Origin of the sequence: Gluconobacter roseus (genome assembly GCF_046058915.1) — a bacterium.
Classification (GTDB): Bacteria; Pseudomonadota; Alphaproteobacteria; order Acetobacterales; family Acetobacteraceae; genus Gluconobacter; species Gluconobacter roseus_A.
Window position 1 is genome coordinate 2674193 of sequence record NZ_CP175538.1, and the last position, 17447, is coordinate 2691639.

At 60.8% G+C, this 17447-nt stretch carries 17 protein-coding genes; 10 read left to right on the top strand and 7 right to left on the bottom strand.

All coding sequences use genetic code 11. The features are described 5' to 3' along the window. The first annotated feature begins 42 nt into the window (after nt 1-42). On the top strand, nt 43-534 hold the full coding sequence (locus ACJ2A4_RS12625) for a zinc-ribbon domain-containing protein (RefSeq protein ID WP_408873078.1): 492 nt from the start codon (nt 43-45) through the stop codon (nt 532-534). Between the two features lie 12 nt (nt 535-546). Here the strand turns inward: ACJ2A4_RS12625 and ACJ2A4_RS12630 are convergent, their stop codons facing one another. Further along, entirely contained in the window at nt 547-957 is a 411-nt protein-coding gene (locus tag ACJ2A4_RS12630; protein ID WP_408873079.1) for a hypothetical protein, read from the bottom strand. Between the two features lie 158 nt (nt 958-1115). On the opposite strand from ACJ2A4_RS12630, the gene ACJ2A4_RS12635 reads away from it, so the two are divergent. From ACJ2A4_RS12635 to ACJ2A4_RS12645, 3 genes are read left to right on the top strand one after another with little or no spacing between them, the layout of a single operon-like run. After that, entirely contained in the window at nt 1116-2894 is a 1779-nt protein-coding gene (locus ACJ2A4_RS12635; protein ID WP_408873080.1) for an ATP-binding protein, read from the top strand. Further along, a complete protein-coding gene (locus ACJ2A4_RS12640) occupies nt 2891-4828 on the top strand; it encodes a response regulator (protein ID WP_408873081.1) in 1938 nt (645 codons plus the stop codon). Before ACJ2A4_RS12635 ends, ACJ2A4_RS12640 begins: the two co-directional genes overlap by 4 nt. A 54-nt stretch (nt 4829-4882) precedes the next feature. Further along, nucleotides 4883-5317, top strand: a complete 435-nt coding sequence (locus tag ACJ2A4_RS12645; RefSeq protein ID WP_194259080.1) for a SufE family protein — start codon at nt 4883-4885, stop codon at nt 5315-5317. Between the two features lie 49 nt (nt 5318-5366). Here the strand turns inward: ACJ2A4_RS12645 and ACJ2A4_RS12650 are convergent, their stop codons facing one another. From ACJ2A4_RS12650 to ACJ2A4_RS12660, 3 genes are all read right to left on the bottom strand, one after another. After that, on the bottom strand, nt 5367-5648 hold the full coding sequence (locus tag ACJ2A4_RS12650; RefSeq protein WP_408873082.1) for a hypothetical protein: 282 nt from the start codon (nt 5646-5648) through the stop codon (nt 5367-5369). 114 nt (nt 5649-5762) lie between these two features. Further along, nucleotides 5763-6419, bottom strand: coding sequence for an energy transducer TonB (locus tag ACJ2A4_RS12655; RefSeq protein WP_408873083.1), 657 nt, complete (start codon nt 6417-6419; stop codon nt 5763-5765). A 134-nt stretch (nt 6420-6553) separates the two neighbouring features. Next, nucleotides 6554-8980, bottom strand: a complete 2427-nt coding sequence (locus tag ACJ2A4_RS12660; RefSeq protein WP_408873084.1) for a glucose/quinate/shikimate family membrane-bound PQQ-dependent dehydrogenase — start codon at nt 8978-8980, stop codon at nt 6554-6556. Between the two features lie 307 nt (nt 8981-9287). On the opposite strand from ACJ2A4_RS12660, the gene rpmI reads away from it, so the two are divergent. The 5 genes from rpmI (at nt 9288) to lpxB (ending at nt 14743) form a co-directional block, all read left to right on the top strand. Then, nucleotides 9288-9491, top strand: coding sequence for a 50S ribosomal protein L35 (gene rpmI / locus ACJ2A4_RS12665; protein ID WP_062509484.1), 204 nt, complete (start codon nt 9288-9290; stop codon nt 9489-9491). A 13-nt stretch (nt 9492-9504) separates the two neighbouring features. After that, a complete protein-coding gene (gene rplT, locus ACJ2A4_RS12670) occupies nt 9505-9861 on the top strand; it encodes a 50S ribosomal protein L20 (RefSeq protein WP_011251849.1) in 357 nt (118 codons plus the stop codon). Between the two features lie 97 nt (nt 9862-9958). Next, a complete protein-coding gene (pheS, locus tag ACJ2A4_RS12675; RefSeq protein WP_408873085.1) occupies nt 9959-11029 on the top strand; it encodes a phenylalanine--tRNA ligase subunit alpha in 1071 nt (356 codons plus the stop codon). A 1-nt stretch (nt 11030) separates the two neighbouring features. Next, a complete protein-coding gene (gene pheT, locus ACJ2A4_RS12680; RefSeq protein WP_408873086.1) occupies nt 11031-13499 on the top strand; it encodes a phenylalanine--tRNA ligase subunit beta in 2469 nt (822 codons plus the stop codon). Next, a complete protein-coding gene (gene lpxB / locus ACJ2A4_RS12685; RefSeq protein ID WP_062509481.1) occupies nt 13496-14743 on the top strand; it encodes a lipid-A-disaccharide synthase in 1248 nt (415 codons plus the stop codon). Before pheT ends, lpxB begins: the two co-directional genes overlap by 4 nt. A 4-nt stretch (nt 14744-14747) precedes the next feature. Here the strand turns inward: lpxB and trpS are convergent, their stop codons facing one another. Both trpS and ACJ2A4_RS12695 read right to left on the bottom strand, forming a co-directional pair. Next, nucleotides 14748-15737 carry a tryptophan--tRNA ligase gene (gene trpS / locus ACJ2A4_RS12690; protein WP_408873087.1) on the bottom strand — a complete coding sequence of 330 codons (990 nt, stop codon included), beginning with the start codon at nt 15735-15737 and terminating at the stop codon, nt 14748-14750. 48 nt (nt 15738-15785) lie between these two features. Further along, nucleotides 15786-16271, bottom strand: coding sequence for a cytochrome c (locus ACJ2A4_RS12695; protein ID WP_367632631.1), 486 nt, complete (start codon nt 16269-16271; stop codon nt 15786-15788). A gap of 94 nt (nt 16272-16365) precedes the next feature. On the opposite strand from ACJ2A4_RS12695, the gene ACJ2A4_RS12700 reads away from it, so the two are divergent. Next, a complete protein-coding gene (locus tag ACJ2A4_RS12700; protein WP_408873088.1) occupies nt 16366-16908 on the top strand; it encodes a thymidine kinase in 543 nt (180 codons plus the stop codon). 27 nt (nt 16909-16935) lie between these two features. Here ACJ2A4_RS12700 and ACJ2A4_RS12705 read toward each other — a convergent pair whose 3' ends face one another. After that, nucleotides 16936-17442 carry an FKBP-type peptidyl-prolyl cis-trans isomerase gene (locus ACJ2A4_RS12705; RefSeq protein ID WP_408873089.1) on the bottom strand — a complete coding sequence of 169 codons (507 nt, stop codon included), beginning with the start codon at nt 17440-17442 and terminating at the stop codon, nt 16936-16938. Nucleotides 17443-17447 lie beyond the last annotated feature (5 nt).

Below are 17447 nucleotides of genomic sequence, written 5' to 3' on the forward strand. Positions count from 1 at the left end.
GGCTAAGCCGGATCGAAGCCGGCTGTCGAAGGGATTGATTGAATGCGCGTTGAATGCCCTCATTGTCATGCAGTCTTTGAGGTTCCGGAGGCACTGGCAAAGGGGGTCAAGCGGCTGCGCTGCGCCAACTGTGGAGACAGCTGGGATATCGCATCTCCGGCTGTTGCAACTGAAGCGGCGCCGGATGCCGGGGCGGCGGAACCTGCCGTCTTTGAAGTTCCGGAAGAATCAAGCGTTCAGGCTCCTGCTGTCGCCGAAGCGCCGGTGTCCAGAAACGAGACGCAGGGGCCGGCAATCGGGAGCATGGCCAGCCGGAACAGTGCCCGTCGTTCTGCCGTGCTTCACTCTCGGTCTGCTGGCGATATCCGGACGCGCACGGATAATACCGGGCCGTCGATGATCGGGTCCACGGGCGCCTGGATTGCCGCCTGGGGCGCCAGTCTGGTTGTGGCGGGATCCGGTGTTGCCGCGCTGTGGTACTGCAAGGGCGCAGGTATTTTCGGTTTTCTGCCCGGGGCCGGCCATCTTTCCTGACCCCGGCATGTCTTACATGTTGCGGGCGGCGAGAGCCGAAACCGTGGCGCCAATGGCGGCGATGGCCATGAGCAGGATTCCGTCGAAAATGAGAGAACTCGGCGTGATCAGGTGACTGCCGATCTGCAGATGGTTCGGAAGCGTTCCGGCGACATGGTTCATGATGTCGCGGGCCTGGGGATCTGCGCTTGCCGCGCTTGTCGTAATGGCGTTGACGATATGAGGAAGAATGTACCAGCCGAGCCCCAGAATGAGCAGCAGAGGCGCCATGAGTTCCGCAACCTGCTGGGCCAGATAGAACGCGAAATAGCAGACGGACCACACGCCCATCCGGATCATGGATGAGGTTGTCATCGACGAATCACTTCGGCTTCTGCTGCCGAGCAGACGGTCCGTGATATGGGGTGGGGGCTGCATGTCCATAGATATGGCTTCCAGTGGTCCGGCAACGGGAGTTAGTCTTCGCCCCTGAAATCGGACGAATGGTTCACTTCGGACTAGCTGCAAGAGAATGCCAATGCAAACTTTCCCGTGCTGTCATGCCTTTTCCTGAGTTCGAGATGCCTCCGGTGACGCCGAACATGCCCCGCGTCGTTCTGGTCGAGCCTGACTGTGATCATGCCCGCAAGATTGCCCGCGTTCTGGTCAAGGAAGGCTTTGCTCTGACCTGTGCCAGGAGCGGCGAAGAGGGGCTTGGTACGATCGAGGAGACCATGCCGGATCTGGTGGTCGCCTGCACCGAGCTGCCGGGCATGAGCGGAGGCCAGCTGGCGCGGCGGCTGCGTCTGGATGCGCTGACCCGCAATATTCCGATCCTGATGCTGACCGAGGATGCCTCGCCGGGTGTGGAGCGCGAGGGGCTGGAGAGTGGCGCGGACGCCTATATCTCCAAATCGGCTCATCCGGATCTGATGGTTCTGCGGATGCGTGCTCTTCTGCGCGAAGGACCGGAACTCCTGCAGGTTGACGAGGCGTCGCGGTTGCGGCGGTCACGGATCGTCATCGTCAATTCTCCACGGGAGGATGAGGACGAGGAAGATGTGGTCGAAGATGTGCCTGAGACCACGCTGGGCGAGCTGCTCTGGCGTGACGGGCATACCGTGACATCCATTGAGCGGTCCGATGATCTGATCGAGGGCGGCTGGCTGCGGGGAGCGGATAGTCCGGACTGTCTGGTTCTTGAACTGGGCAGCGGAGAGGAGGATCTGAAGTTCTGCCGTCTTCTGGATGCGCGTCGGCAGGCCGTTCTGGAAGCGGGTGGGATTCCGTTCCGGACGCTGGGCATCGTGGAGGCGTCGCGTTTTCGGCGGCAGTCTTCCGGTGAGTTCTTTGAGGCCGGGATTGATGATCTCGTGCCCAGCGATATCGCGCTTGAGGCGCTGGCCATGCGGATCCGCACACTGGCGCAGCGCAGGATGGCGCAGGACGAGTTCCGGCAGCAGGAAATCGAGCGTCAGCAGAACGCCCTGACGCTGGAGGCAGCGCGTGCCAAGGCGGAAATGGCCGAAGCATTGGCGCAGGCCAATATGGAACTGGCGCGAACGAACGAGCAGCTTCTTCAGGCGCAGTCCAAGCTCGTTCAGACGGCGAAAATGGCGTCGCTGGGTGAACTGGTGGCGGGGATCGCGCATGAGATCAACAATCCGCTCGCCTTCACGATCGCGCATGCCGACACCGTGACGCGGACGCTCAAGCGGTTGCAGGGCGTGAATGCGTCTGACGAAGCGATGGCCCTGACGAAGAAGGGCATGTCCCGGCTGGAGTCCATGAAGCTGGGATTGCAGCGCATCCAGAATTTGGTGCTGAGCCTGCGGAGATTTTCGCGCCTGGATGAAAGTTCGTTCCAGAAGGTGGACGTTCCGGCCGCTCTAGACACGGCACTTGCCCTTCTGGCGCACAAGCTGGGGCCGGGGATCGTGGTGGAGAAGGATCTTCAGGCGCCGGCTGAACTGGTCTGTCAGCCGGCATTCCTTAATCAGGTTGTCATGAACATCATCTCCAATTCGGCCGATGCGCTGGCGGACATGTCTGCGGATGGGGACGTGGTGCGGGGTCGGATCGTCATTGCATCGCGTCTTGAAAACGGACGTTATGAAATGAGCATCAGCGATGACGGGCCTGGCTTGCCGCATGAGCTTCGGACGCGGATTTTCGACCCGTTTTTCACGACGAAGCCCGTGGGAACCGGAACGGGTCTGGGTCTGGCCATTGCCTATAGCGTCATGGAGGCGCATGACGGTGCGATTGAGGTAACGGACGCCAATCTGCCGGGCGGGCATGGCATCGGAGCGTGTTTCCGGTTGAGTCTTCCCGTTCGCATGACCGAGGAGGGGCCGGTGGCGACTGGTCGCGCAGCATGACTTTCTGGAGCGCAAAAGGGCCGACACGGCCTTTGATCCTGCTGGTGGACGATGAGGAAGAAATCCTCGTTGCCCTGACGGATCTGCTGGAAGACCAGTATGAAATCCTGTCCACAACGGACCCGCTGCAGGCGCTGGATTTGTTGCGTGAGCACCGGGACGTTGCGACCATTATTTCCGATCAGCGGATGCCGGGGCTGACCGGCGATCAGCTGCTCATGCAGGCCCGGGCGTTTTCAGACGCCCGCAGTATCCTTCTGACGGGGTATGCCGATCTTGAGGCCGTTGTATCGGCCCTCAACCAGGGGCAGGTGCAGGCTTATGTGCACAAACCTTGGGACTCAGATGCGCTGCGTTCTCTGGTTGGCGAAGTCACGCAGCATTGTCTGGCGCAGCGGGCTCTGAGAACGGAGCAGGCGCTTCTGCGAGGGCTGATGGAAGCGCTTCCTATCGGGCTTGTCTTTTCGGACAGGGATGGCCGCTGCATCCGCAGCAATGTGCGGGATGAGGCCGAGAGCGGGGCCGAGATCGAGCAGGCTCATTTTCCTGAAAGTCTGCGGTCGGACATTGATGCCATGCGCGAGGATGTTCGCAGATCGGGGCAGGAAGAGCGTCTGGTCGGGGAAGTCCTGACGGAAGGTGACGGCAAGACATCTACGCGCTGGCATGAACTGACGCGGCTGGCGCTGGCCTGGCCGGAAGGAGCGTCGCCTGCAGACGCCTGGCAGGTCAGCATGGACCGGGACGTGACATCACGCGTCGTGATGGAGTCACGGCTCCGGCAGGCAGAGAAACTCCAGTCGCTGGGGACGCTTGCGGGGGGGATTGCGCATGATTTCAATAATCTCCTTGCGGCGATTTCGGGGTCTCTCGAACTGCTGGAGGATATTGCCGATCTGGATGAGGCTTCTCTGGCGCTTCTTCGTAACGCTGCGGACTCTGCCCAGCGCGGGGCAGTTCTGACGCGGCGCCTGCTTCAGTTCGGACGCCCACGCGAAGCTCGGCTTTCGGCGGTGTCTCTGGAACAGCTTCTGCCAGGACTGGCGGATCTGCTGCGTCAGAGCCTCAAGAAACGCGGTGTTCCAACGTCCTCGGCGCCCTGTGCGCTGTGTATCGAGGAATTTCCGCTGGATCTGCCGCCGGTCTGGTCGGATGCGGATCAATTGGAAATGGCGCTTCTGAATCTCTGTGTGAATGCGCGGGATGCGATGGCGGACGGTGGGACCGTGCGGATCAGCGCGCGTGTTATCGAGCAGAAGCGGACCGATCTGCCGGCCGAGTGCTGCCCGGATCGGGCGGTGGCGCTTGAGGTCATCGATGAAGGTGCGGGCATGCCGCCGGAAGTTGCGGCGAGGATCTTTGACCCCTTCTTTACGACCAAGGATGTCGGGCGCGGGACGGGACTGGGTCTGTCGAGCGTTTATGGGTTTCTGAGCCGGAGTTATGGCGAGATCATTGTCGATAGTGTGGTGGGTGAAGGGACACGCATGACACTGGTGCTGCCGGTCGCTCGTGTTTCGCAGGAGCGGGTAGCGCTTCCTGAAGGCAGCACGGACGAAATTGGTCGGCCCCTGAAGGTTCTGGTGCTGGACGATGAGGCACCGGTCCGGATGGTCACTGCAGGTTTCCTGTCTCAGGACGGGCATGAGGTGACCGCTGTTGCATCGCTGGGCGATGCGCTGAAGCAGGTGGATCCGGCTGCGCCGTTCGAACTGGCGATTATTGACATGCGGATGCCCGATCATAACGGTCTGGCCTGTGCGCGAGCCCTGCTGGACGTTCTTCCCGGCCTGAAAGTGCTGTTTATCAGCGGTCATACGGATGATATGCCGGCTCCGGAAAACGGGCTGCTTTTGCCGAAGCCTTTTACGCAGGACAGTCTGCGCAAGGCGGTTGCCGAGACCATGCAGTCTGTGAGCCCTGACGCTTCATAGCCGGCTTGTTCAGGACTGTATGACGGCATCAAGACTGAATGGAGATTGAGACGCGTGAGTGATGTCTATCTTGTGCCCCAGGAGGACACGGCTGCTGCTGCCATCGAGGAAATCGAGGCGGAGCTGGGTCTGTTTGATGACTGGATGGAGCGGTATCAATACATCATCGAGATGGGGCGCAAGCTGCCGCCCTTCCCGGAAGAATGGCAGGATGATGCGCACCGGGTGCCGGGCTGTCAGAGTCAGGTCTGGCTGGAAGCGGTTGAACGGGACGGGAAGCTGTTTTTTGCCGGTGCGTCCGATGCCGCGATCGTTCAGGGGCTCGTAGCACTTCTGCTGAGGGTTTATTCCGGCCGTCCGAAATCGGAGATCTTGGCGACAAGCCCGGTATTTCTGCACGATATGGGTCTGGTCAAGGCGCTCTCGACGAACCGGGGCAACGGGGTCGAGGCCATGGCGCAGGCCATTCAGAAGCGCGCATCCCACTAGGTATAAAAAACCCCCGCTGGCCTGAACCGGCGGGGGTTTTTGCGAAAGCTTACTGCGGGTGATTTTCCGATGCGGACGGAATCTTGCCGCCGGTCATGCTGTATGGCGGAGCTGCTGACGGAGCAGGACCATTTGCGGGCGGCGTTCCGCTGACAGGCGGCGGACACTTCGTAAACTTGCCCTGTCTGTCACGGCAGGGTTGGGGTTTCTGCGGCGCTTCGCATTTGACGAACTTGCTCTTGTCGTCACGACAGGGGGGCTTGGCATGGGCCATCTGGGCGCCGAGCGCCAGAACGGCGAGGGTGGCGACGGAAAGGCGACGGAAGGACATGGGCTTTGGTCTCCAGAGCAGAGCCAGGCCATGAGACTGCGGCCCATGTCCCGGCGTTCCGAGAAGAATGCAATACGTTTCGAACAAGGTCCGGGTTGCTTCGATTTCCGGCGATTAACGGAAACCCTTCTGATCTACCGGGTGTGTTGGATCCCAGTTGATATTGCCTTGATACTGTCCTGGAACGGGCTGTCCGTCCTTAAGGGCCGGATAGTAACGTGCCAGACCGAAATAGGCGAGCGAGGCGCGCTGCAGGATGGCAGGACCATCACTGGCCGTGCAGTCATGGGCTACGCCGATCTGATCGATCTGGCAGGTGACGGAGATATGGCCGCCAATGCCAGCCACATCAGCAGCCTCGGGGTAATGGGGTAATCTCATCAGATGAGTCTTGTCGAGGAGGGGCTTCGTCAGGTCGGGGAAGGCGTGGAACGTGTAGGTCTTTTCCCATGTGCCCTGGACGGGATCGCTGCCTTCATAAGCCGGCAAGAAATTTGACGTATAGGCCAGATTTTCGGCCGCCAGAGCAAAGTCCGGCTGCGAGGCCGTGGTCTGGCATTCGGTGGGGAAACCGGCAGGGCTGATGGTGCAGCGGATATGAGCCGTTCCGTTCCTGCGCTGTTCAAGTTCGGCAGGCGGGTAGATAAGCTGCCCGTGATGATGGGGATCCAGCATGGCGCCGAGAGGGTGATCCTCGGCCTGTGCCGCCATCGTACTGCCAGCCACAAGGGTGACCATGACAAGGGCGGGGCGGGTGATGGGCAGCCTCATGATATGTCTCTCGTCTCGGGATATTTGTGTTACTTTATGTAACGGTTGCCATTTTTGCCAGCCTGCCAGAACAAAAAAAGGGGAAGTGCCCGAAAGCACTTCCCCTTTTTCATGACCTCAACGGTCCTGTCAGATCATTTCTGATCCGGCAGGGCGTAGGCGATGATGTCGTCGCCCATGCGGGTCGGGAACGAGTTGTGTCCACCTGCATAGGTCACAATGTACTGCTTGCCGTTGATGGCATAGGTGATCGGCGTTGCCTGGGCACCAGCCGGCAGACGGTCCTGCCACAGCACCTTGCCCGTCGTCAGGTTGTACGCACGGATGTAGTAATCCATGGACGCCGTCAGGAAGCCGAGATTGCCAGCCGTGGAGAGCGGGCCACCGAGGCTCGGGACACCGATCTTGATCGGCGGCAGCGGGATCGGCAGGGAGCTGCCATACATCGAGTCACGCAGGGTGCCGTTACGGTGCTGCCAGACGACCTTGTTGGTCTTCAGGTCAATACCGGCGACATAGCCCCAGGGCGGCGTACGGCAGGGCACCTTGATGCCGAACGGCAGCAGCACCGGATCCAGGAACGGATGCAGGTTGACGGCATACGGAATGCCATAGTTGTGCTGCAGGCCGGTTTCGCCACCCGTGCCCTTGGCGTCCTTTTCAGGCCAGAGCGGGTTGCCCGGTCCACGGGGAACAAGCTGGGAGACGAACGGCAGGGAGATCGGGTTGGCAAAAGCCACCTGACGCTGCGGATCGACGGCCAGACCGCCCCATTCGAACATTCCCAGATCGCCCGGGAAGACCAGCGAACCATTGAGTGACGGCGGCGTGAAGGGGCCTTCGTAGCGCAGTCTGTGGAAGTAGATGCTGCAGAACATCTGGTCGAAGATCGTACTGCCCCAGATATCGGAATCATTCAGCGGAGCCTTCGGACGCAGTGTCAGCTGCGACATCGGCTGTGTCGGGCTGGTATGGTCACCAGGAGCTGCACCGCCGGGAACCGGGGTTTCCGGAGCCGGGACGATTTCCTTGCCGGTGCGACGGTCGAGGACAAAGATGTCACCGATCTTGGTCGGAGCGTAGATGGCCGGAACAATCGTACCGTCCTTCTGCGTGATGTCGACCAGGCTCGGCTGGGAGGCCACGTCCATGTCCCACAGATCGTGATGGACGGTCTGGTAGAACCAGGCGAGCTTGCCCGTGTCAGCGTTCAGCGCAACGATACCCGGAGCGAAACGCTCGGATTCCTTCGTGCGGTCACCGCCCCACTGGTCGGGAGTTCCCACGCCCATCGGGATGTACACGAGGTTCAGGTTCTTGTCGTAGGACGACACGATCCAGGAGTTCGGGGAGTTCGGGTGGAAGACAGGATGGCTTTCATCCGGAAGCTGGTTCGGATCCGGGTTGGACGCATCGAACACCCAGACGCGCTTGCCGGTATAGACGTCGAAAGCCTGCGTAGCGCCGGAAGCCTGCTTGATCGAACCGTTATCGGTGATGGCGCTGTTGGCGATGATCAGCTTGTCCGTAACGACCGGCGGGGACGTCGGCTCGTACTGGCCGGGCGTCGTGTAGGGCTGGTTCGGAACGCGCAGATCGATCTCGCCGTTATTGCCAAAGCCGGAGCAGGTCTTGCCCGTGTCGGCATCGACTTCAACCAGACGGCCATCATTGACCGGCAGGATGATGCGCTTGGCGCAGTCCGTCGGAGCGGGATTGCCATCGGAATCCGTCGCGCTGGCCGGCGTTTCGTGGAAGCTGACACCACGGCAGGTCAGATGCTGGAAGCCCGGGTTGATCTGGAGCTTGGGATCGTAGACCCACTTGATGTTGCCGGTGGCACCATCAACCGCAAACAGCTTCTGATGCAGCGAGCACATGTAAAGCGTGTTGTTGAACTCGATCGGGGTCGCTTCATTCGTCGCTTCGCCCGGGTCGTTGGAGTTCATCATATCCTTGGTGTGGATATGCCATGCGACCTTGAGGTTGCTGACGTTGGACGCGTTGATCTGGTTCAGCGGGGACCAGCGGTCACCAGCCTGGGTACGGCCATAGGAATGCCACTCGCTGGCCGGGACGTTGTCCGGATCGGCAGGAGAGGCGTTTGCGATCTGCGTCGGCAGTTCGCCGCCGATATCATGCGGGTCGGTGAAGAGGCTGGCGAACAGGGCCAGAACCGCAACGCCAACGGCGCCGGCGAGCGGCAAGACGGTCGTCCGCGTGCCGCCGATTTGGCGGGAGACGAACGGTAGCAGCAGCCAGATGCCGAGGATGATGACGATGTCCGAACGCGGGATCAGGGCCCAGATGTCGAGACCGACAACCGTGAGTTCCCAGATGACCGTTGCGAAGACAACAAGTGCAAAAAGGTAGAGGGCAGCCGGATTGCGCCGGAATGAGAGGAAAGCCGTGGCGAGAAGTGCCAGGCCAAGGAGGACATAGTAGAGAGGGCCGCCGATGGCAGCGACCCATGCGCCGCCAACGGTAAGGATCGCGCCGCAAAGCGCGAATACCGCGGCCGTAATCAGGGCCCAGAGCCCTGGCCGGGATGTTGTGCTCATGATGTTCCTGGAGCTGTTGTTCTGATGAAGCACGGTGACTTCGGGAAAAGCACATGGAAGGACGACAAGGGTCAAGATGTCAGAAGGTTCATATTGCTCACGTCACTGTGAGGCCTCTCACGACGTCGTGACTTGAGGAAAGGAAGTACTTATGATTGAGCGTTCAAGAAAATAATGCGCTTGCAGAGCACTTTGCCTTGAGATAAGGACACCGCTCCGCGCACGCGTCCGGGCCACGAGTGGCATGCCCGGCCGTGCAGAGTCCCGCTGCATGCAGGACCAATCGTTTACGGCGAGGGAGACCGAAATGCCCAAGATGAAGACCAAGTCGTCGGTCAAGAAGCGGTTCAAGATCACCGCGACCGGCAAAGTGATGTGCGGCCCGGGCAACAAGCGCCATGGCCTTATCAACCGTCCGCAGAAGATGAAGCGCACCAACCGTGGTCCCCAGACCATGACGGACATGGATGCGAAGACAGTCAAGCAGTGGGCGCCCTACGGGCTTTCGTAAGGAGATAAGGTAAATGGCACGTGTCAAGCGGGGCGTAACGTCGCACGCCCGTCACAAGAAGGTTCTCGAGCTCGCCAAGGGCTATCGCGGCCGTTCGTCCACGAACTACCGCATTGCTCTGGAGCGCGTCGAGAAGGCGCTGCGTTATGCGTATCGTGACCGTCGCAACAAGAAGCGTGATTTCCGCGCCCTGTGGATCCAGCGTATCAACGCTGCCGTCCGCGAGCATGGTCTGACGTACAGCCGCTTCATCAATGGTCTGGACAAGGCTGGCATCGAGATCGACCGTAAGGTCCTCGCCGCCATCGCTTTTGACGATAGCGCCGCTTTCGGTGAAATCGTGAAGAAGGCCCAGGCCGCTCTCGGCTGAGCTTTTCCGGCTTGATCCCCTTGGGGGTCTGGTGACTGGCGGGCCGTCCTGTTATCAGGACGGCCCGTTTTGTTTTGTGCTGCAGGGGATGGGCGGTATGGCTGACGATCTCGATACACTCAGGAATGACACGCTGGCTGCGCTGGCCGGAGCGCAGGATCGCGCCCAGTGGGACGCGATCCGCGTCGGAACGCTGGGCAAGTCCGGTGCGCTGACCGGTCTGCTCAAGCAGCTGGGCAAGCTGGAGCCGCAGGAGCGCAAGGAGCGCGGTCAGGCGCTGAACCGTCTGCGCGATGAACTGACGGTTGCCATCGAGGCCCGTGGTCGCGATATCGAGGAAGAGGCGCTTCAGGCCCGTCTGCGTTCCGAGCGCGTGGATGTGACGATGCCGGCACCTGCGGTCGTGACGGGCACCATCCATCCCATCAGCCGCACCATTGAAGAAATGACGGCCATTTTCGGCGCGATGGGTTTCTCCGTTGCCGAAGGGCCGGACATCGAAAGTCAGTGGCACAATTTCTCGGCGCTCAACACGCCGGATCATCATCCTGCGCGCACCGAGCATGATACGTTTTATCTGCCGCCAAAGACCGAGGGCGGGGAGCCGCGGGTTCTGCGCACGCAGACCTCGGGTGTGCAGATCCGGACGATGCTGGGGTCGAAGCCACCGATCCGGATCATCGCACCTGGCCGCACCTATCGTGCCGATCATGACGCCACCCATTCACCGATGTTCCATCAGTGCGAGGGTCTTGTGGTCGATCGTAACATCACGCTTGGCCATCTCAAAGGCTGCCTGATCGAGTTCCTGCGCGTCTATTTCGACAAGCCGAACCTGCCTGTCCGGTTCCGTGCGTCCTACTTCCCGTTCACCGAGCCTTCCATGGAAGTTGATATCGGCTGGTCGAAGGCAACTGGTGAGATCGGTGGTGGCTCTGACTGGCTTGAGGTTCTGGGGTCCGGGATGATCCATCCGCGGGTTCTGGCGAACTGCGGACTTGATCCGTCCGAATGGCAGGGTTTTGCGTTCGGGATGGGGATCGAGCGTCTGGCGATGCTGAAGAACGGCATTCCCGATCTGCGATCTTTCTACGAAAGCGATCTGCGCTGGCTGCGTCATTACGGATTTTCGGCATTCTCGCCTGCCACGCTGACGGAGGGCGTGTGACATGAAGTTCTCTCTTTCCTGGCTGCGCGAACATCTTGATTTTACGGCTTCTGTTGAAGAGATCTGTGCCCGGCTGAATGTCATCGGGCTTGAGGTTGAGGGTGTTGAAAACCCTGCTGATCGTCTGGTGGGTTTCCGGACCGCCAAGATCGTGGAGGCGCATCGCCATCCGGATGCGGACCGGCTTCAGGTCTGCCGGGTTGCCGCTGGTGGCGGTTTTGAAGATGTGCAGGTCGTCTGCGGTGCGCCGAATGCGCGGGCCGGTCTGCATGTGATCTTTGCGGCTCCGGGGACGTATATTCCCGGCCTCGACATCACCATCAAGAAGGGCAAGATCCGGGGGCAGGAGAGCGGCGGCATGCTGTGCTCCCTGCGTGAACTGGGGCTTGGTGAGGAAAGCAATGGTATTGCCGAGCTTTCCGAAACGGCGCCGATTGGAGAGTCTTACGCCGCTTATGCCGAGCTGGATGATCCTGTCATTGAGATCGCGATTACGCCCAATCGTGGTGATGCGCTGAGCATCCGCGGCATTGCGCGGGATCTGGCCGCGGCTGGCATTGGCCGGCTGAAGCCCTGGCTGACAGAAGCGGTGGAGGGAGATTTCCCGTCTGCGCTGACATGGAAAACCGAGCATCCGGCCTGTCCGTATATTGTCGGGCGTGTCATCCGGGGTGTGAAAAACGGGCCGAGCCCGGACTGGCTGCAGCGCCGTCTGGAATCAGTCGGGGTCAAGCCGATTTCCGCGCTCGTCGATGTGACGAACTACCTCACATACGATCTTGGTCGTCCGCTGCATGTCTTTGATGTTGCAAAACTTAAAGGCGATACGCTGACGGTAACACATGCGGCCCGCGAGACCTTCACAGGTCTTGATGGCAAGGAATACGTGCTCGGCACCGAGGACATGGTCATCGTTGACGAGGCTGGTGTGCAGTCGCTTGCCGGTCTGATCGGTGGCGAGCACAGCGGCGTTGACGAAAACACCACCGATGTGTTCGTGGAATCCGCGCTGTTCGATCCTGTGCGGATCGCGCTGACGGGACGTCGTCTGGCCATCCATACTGATGCGCGGCAGCGTTTCGAGCGTGGGATCGACCCGGCGCAGGTTCTCAACGGGCTTGAAGCCGCAACGACCATGATCCGGGACCTGTGTGGCGGTGAGGTGAGCGAGATCACCGAAGCCGGTGCCCTGCCGGACTGGAAGCGGACGGCGACGCTGCGTTTCGAGCGCCTTAAGACACTTGGTGGCGTGGATATTGCGGCGGATGATGCCGTGCGCTCGCTGGAGCATCTCGGTTTCGAAGTGACGGAGCGCTCGGACGAGGCGGCAACGTTCCTTGTGCCATCCTGGCGGAATGACGTTGCCTCCGGTCAGGTTCTGGCGCAGGCCCCGACGCTGGATGAAGACGTGGCTATCAAGGCTGCCAATCGTGTTCAGGCGATGGAAGCGGAATGCGACCTGCTTGAGGAAGTGCTGCGGCTTTACGGGCTGGACAATGTTCCGGCAGTGGCGCTGCCGCAGGCGACGGTTGTGCCGTCCCCGGCCGTGACGCCCCTGCAGGCTCGTGCGGCTCTGCTGCGTCGTGTCTGTGTGGCACGCGGGCTGACAGAGACAGTCGGCTTCTCGTTCGTGGCGCAGGATGATGCGGCCTTGTTTGGGGATGTGCCCGAAACGCAGCATCTGCTGAACCCGATTGCCACCGATCTAGATCAGCTTCGTCCGACGCCGCTGATCAATCTGGCGCGGGCCCTGTCACGCAATCTGGCCCATGGTCTGGGTCTGTCGGGTGAGGGTGCGCTGTTCGAGGTTGGGCCGAGCTTCGATGCGACCGGACAGCATCTGCGTCTGGCGGGCCTGCGGGCTGGTCTGACAGCGCGTGAGCCGGGTGTTGCAGCGCATGAAGCGACGCTTTGGGAGGCAAAGGCCGATCTGACGGCGGCTCTTGTTGCGCTGGGTGTGCCGGAAGCGGCGCTGTCGGTTACGGCTGATGCGCCGGGATTCTATCATCCGGGTCGGTCGGGTCAGGTGCGGCAGGGACCGAAGATGGTCATGGGGACGTTCGGTGAACTGCATCCGCGTGTTGCGCGGGCGCTGGGGCTGAGTGGGACCGTAGTGGCCTTCGAGGTCTATCTGGATCAGGTGCCGCAGCCGAAAGCGAAGCGTAAATCCGCACCCGTCCTGTCGCCGTTGCAGCCCGTTCGCCGGGACTTTGCTTTCGTGGCGGGGCCGGATGTTGAAATCCAGGCTGTGCTGAAGGCCGTGCGGATGGCGGATCGCAATCTGGTGCAGGATGTGCGCCTGTTTGACGTGTTCGAGGGTGGTAGCCTGCCGGAGGGGCATCGTTCGCTTGGTGTGGAAGTGGTCTTGCAGCCACAGAACGAGAGTCTTACGGATACGCAGCTTGAAGCGGTTTCCAAATCAGTGGAAGCTGCAGTTCTCAAGGCAACAGGGGCTGTGCTGCGTCGATGAACTCTCTTCCAGAATCCGGATCTGACGGACAGTCTTCAGGGGACCCTTCCCAAAAGACCACGCCCATGCCCCGTTACGGGCGGGTGATCTGGATTCTGGCGGGTGAGGCCAGCGGGGACGTGATTGGCGCGCGTCTCATGCAGGCGCTTCATGCGCAGGACCCGTCGCTGGTTTTTGCCGGCGTGGGGGGCGGGCGTATGGAAGCGCTTGGGCTGCATAGTCTGTTTCCCATGAGCGATCTGGCCGTCATGGGACTGGTCGAGGTCGTGCCCCGGCTGCGGCAGCTGTCGCAGCGTCTGCTGGAAGCTGTGCAGGATATCGAACTGCGCAAGCCCGATCTGGTCGTGACGATCGACAGTCCGGGCTTTGCCCTGCGGCTGTTGCAGAAAATCGAGCGTTCCGGGATCAAGCGCGTTCATTACGTTGCACCGCAGGTCTGGGCCTGGCGGGAAAAACGGGTCAAGGAGTTTCCGGGGCTCTGGGACCGGCTTCTGTGTCTGCTGCCGTTCGAGCCGGAATGGTTTGCGCAGCGCGGGCTGGAAGGACGCTTTGTCGGTCATCCCGTCCTTCAGTCAGGCGTTCGGAACGGAGACGGTCAGCGGTTCCGGCTGCGGCATAATATTCCGGCTCATGCGCCGGTCGTGATCCTGATGCCGGGAAGCCGGCGTTCGGAAGCGCCCCGGCTTCTGCCTGTGTTCCGCAAGATGTTGGATATCCTGCGTGTGCAGTATCCGGATATCTGCCCGGTTATTCCGGTCGCGCCTGTCATTGCGCCGACCATCCGTCAGCTGATCCGCAAATGGCCGATCCAGCCGCATATTGTCACCGATATTCACGACAAGCATGATGCGTTTGCAGCCGCCCAGTGCGCGCTGACGAAATCAGGGACGTCCACGCTGGAACTGGCAATGGGCAATGTGCCGATGGCGGTGACGTATCGCGTCAACCCGGTGACGGCGACGATTGCGCGGCGTCTGATCAAGGTGCCGCATGTGGCGATGGTCAATCTGCTGGCTGGGCGGGAGGTGGTGCCTGAGCTGCTTCAGGAAAACTGCACGCCGAAAAAGCTGGCCGAGACGGTCTCGAAGCTGCTGAGCGATCCGCAGATGGTGGAAAAGCAGCGAATGGCGTTTGCCGACGTGCTCGACATGCTCTCGCCGCCTGTGGGAACGCCTGCGGATGCGGCGGCGGCCGAGATCATGGATCTTCTGAACGAACCGGTTTCCCGGTCGTCCAGAAGCTGAGATTTTAGCGCAGGAAACCGACCAGGCGTTCGGCTTCCTGAACGATCGGTTCGGAAATGCTGTTGGCGCGTTCCGCACCTGCGCGCAGGACGGACAGAAGATACGCTTCGTCCTGAAGCAGGCGCTTTGTTTCGCTGGCAACCGGGTCCAGACGCTCGACCAGAAGTTCCGCCAGAGCATTTTTGAACGGACCAAAGCCCTGACCGCTGAAGCGGCTGAGGACGGTGGCAGGCGTTTCATCTGACATCGCTGCATAGATGGAGACGAGGTTGCGGGCCTCCGGGCGGTCGATCAGGCCATCCATTTCACCGGGAAGCGGTTCGGAATCGGTCTTGGCGCGGCGGATTTTCAGGGCGATATCGTCGGCTGTGTCGGTCAGGACGATGCGGCTCTGTTCTGACGGATCGGACTTGGACATCTTCTTGCTGCCGTCACGCAGGCTCATGACACGGGCTGCGGCGGGTGGGATGAACGCCTCGACCTGCGGGAAGAACTCCACGCCCATGTCGTGATTGAATTTCTGGGCGATGTCGTTGGTCAGTTCGATATGCTGGCGCTGGTCTTCGCCCACAGGAACGCGAGTGGCGTGGAAGGCCAGAATATCGGCGGCCATCAGGTTCGGATAGACGTAAAGTCCGGCCGAATGGTTTTCGCGGTTCTTGCCAGCCTTGTCCTTGAACTGCGTCATGCGATTGAGCCAGCCGAGGCGGGAGACGCAGTTGAAGATCCAGCCAAGGCGGGCATGGGCACTGACGGCGGACTGGTTGTACAGGCGGGTGGGTTCGATGCCGGCTGCGAGAAGGCAGGCTGTTGAGCCCAGCGTCTGCTCGCGCAGGGTCTGCGGGTCCCAGGGCATGGTGATGGAATGCAGGTCCACCAGACAGAAGACGCAGTCATGATCTGCCTGCAGCGTGACCCAGTTGCGGATCGCTCCGAGATAGTTGCCCAGATGGGGGATGCCGGTTGGCTGGATGCCGGAAAATACGCGCTGCATGAATTCAGTCTTCAGTTTCTGAAAAAATCAGGGAAGGGGGGATGCGTTTCATCGAACGGGCGTCTGCAGGTCCAGCTTCTGGCGTTCCTGCAGAACCTCGGATGCCGACATCGGATGTGTGCGGGCGGCGGCAATGTCCGCAGCAGTGAAGGTTGGAGCACTGCCGGACATTTCCTGACTTGCGACGAAGGTCAGGATACGGGCGATTTCGTCATCAGGCAGACGCTGGAAAGACGGCATGGCACCGTTGTAATGGCCGTCACCGGCCGTGATGGAGCCATCCAGTCCGTAAAGCAGGACATCGACGAGATAGTGATGACCGGCAGGCGTTTGCGCAATCGGGCCGACGCGTCCGAAAATGGGGGCGATTTCAGAGACCTGACCATGGCCGCCATGATGGCAGATACTGCATTCATTGGAGTATTCGCGCGGGGCCTGGATACGATTTTCCCAGGCATGGCCGATCACGAAGACTATCACCATGGAAATGGCGAGAAACAGGGGAAGCCGGACAGCGGGGTCAATTCTGATCACACTGTCGTTGTGGCATTTTCAGAGGCGTTTCAGCAAGGCCGGGCTTGGCAAAACGGTCGGAATAGGGCTCATGGCGCTATCGGAAGGAGATCCCATGACCGTCAAAGGACGTCTTGTAGTATATGTCGGGCCCATGTTTGCCGGCAAATCTGCGCATCTGATTGCTGCGGCGAAAAGGGAAACAGACGTTCTGGCGCTCAAACCCGATTTTGACACGCGCGACGGTTCCGAGCTTGTGAGTCGCGACGGATCGCATCTGGCCGCTGTGTCTGCGAATGTCTGGCCCGCGGATGCTGACCGTTACGATCACATTGTGCTTGATGAGGGGCAGTTCTGGGTTTCGCCGCATTACAGGGGTGATATTGTGCAGGACATCCTGCAGGCGCGCTCACGCGGCGCGCATGTGACGGTCGGAGGGCTGGATACCGACTACCGGCGCGTACCGTTCGACGTTATGACGCGGCTGATGAATGAAGCGGATGAAGTCATTGCCCTGAAGGCGCGCTGTCACGTCTGTGGAGCACCTGCGGCCTGGACCGCAAAGACCCACGAGACCGGTCATCTGCTCGAGACAGGCGATCAGGAACTTTATGAAGCGCGCTGTGATGCGCACTGGACCCTTCCGGCCAGACCCTGAGGTCCGAACCGGAAGGGCAGGCGGCTTTTACTGGCCGCCGCCACCGCCATTATTGACGCCCAGAAGACGGATCTTGAAGATCAGCGGGCTGTTGGGCGGGATAATGCCCATGGAGCGCTTGCCGTAGCCGAGGTTCGGCGGAAGGTAGAGCATCCATTCGTCGCCCACATGCATCATGGGAAGGGCTTCGAGCCAGCCCTGCACGAGGCCGTTGAGCGGCATTTCCATATAGGCGCCGCTGCCGTGCTGGTCAGAGCTGTCGAAGATGCCACCGTCAGGCAGGCGGCCTTCGTAGATGACCATGATGGTGGAGCCATGATGCGGGCTTTCACCATCCTTGGGACCCGACTGGAGAACCTTGTAGGACAGGCCGTCCGGCAGGGTCTTGACGCCGGGTTCAGCATGGATTTTCGCCATGAACTGCTCGGGCGTCAGGTCGGAATCATCCACCTGCTTGTGGCCACCGGCGCACCCCGTCAGGGCGAGGGCGCCACACAGGGCGAAAGCGGATGTAAGACGGATCAGACTGGTCATGGTCC

Coding starts and splice junctions, on each gene's coding strand:
- ACJ2A4_RS12625 (WP_408873078.1), top strand. CDS start 43: ATGCGCGTTGAATGCCCTCATTGTCATGCAGTCTTTGAGGTTCCGGAG.
- ACJ2A4_RS12630 (WP_408873079.1), bottom strand. CDS start 957: ATGGACATGCAGCCCCCACCCCATATCACGGACCGTCTGCTCGGCAGC.
- ACJ2A4_RS12635 (WP_408873080.1), top strand. CDS start 1,116: ATGCCCCGCGTCGTTCTGGTCGAGCCTGACTGTGATCATGCCCGCAAG.
- ACJ2A4_RS12640 (WP_408873081.1), top strand. CDS start 2,891: ATGACTTTCTGGAGCGCAAAAGGGCCGACACGGCCTTTGATCCTGCTG.
- ACJ2A4_RS12650 (WP_408873082.1), bottom strand. CDS start 5,648: ATGTCCTTCCGTCGCCTTTCCGTCGCCACCCTCGCCGTTCTGGCGCTC.
- ACJ2A4_RS12655 (WP_408873083.1), bottom strand. CDS start 6,419: ATGAGGCTGCCCATCACCCGCCCCGCCCTTGTCATGGTCACCCTTGTG.
- ACJ2A4_RS12660 (WP_408873084.1), bottom strand. CDS start 8,980: ATGAGCACAACATCCCGGCCAGGGCTCTGGGCCCTGATTACGGCCGCG.
- rpmI (WP_062509484.1), top strand. CDS start 9,288: ATGCCCAAGATGAAGACCAAGTCGTCGGTCAAGAAGCGGTTCAAGATC.
- rplT (WP_011251849.1), top strand. CDS start 9,505: ATGGCACGTGTCAAGCGGGGCGTAACGTCGCACGCCCGTCACAAGAAG.
- pheS (WP_408873085.1), top strand. CDS start 9,959: ATGGCTGACGATCTCGATACACTCAGGAATGACACGCTGGCTGCGCTG.
- pheT (WP_408873086.1), top strand. CDS start 11,031: ATGAAGTTCTCTCTTTCCTGGCTGCGCGAACATCTTGATTTTACGGCT.
- lpxB (WP_062509481.1), top strand. CDS start 13,496: ATGAACTCTCTTCCAGAATCCGGATCTGACGGACAGTCTTCAGGGGAC.
- trpS (WP_408873087.1), bottom strand. CDS start 15,737: ATGCAGCGCGTATTTTCCGGCATCCAGCCAACCGGCATCCCCCATCTG.
- ACJ2A4_RS12700 (WP_408873088.1), top strand. CDS start 16,366: ATGACCGTCAAAGGACGTCTTGTAGTATATGTCGGGCCCATGTTTGCC.
- ACJ2A4_RS12705 (WP_408873089.1), bottom strand. CDS start 17,442: ATGACCAGTCTGATCCGTCTTACATCCGCTTTCGCCCTGTGTGGCGCC.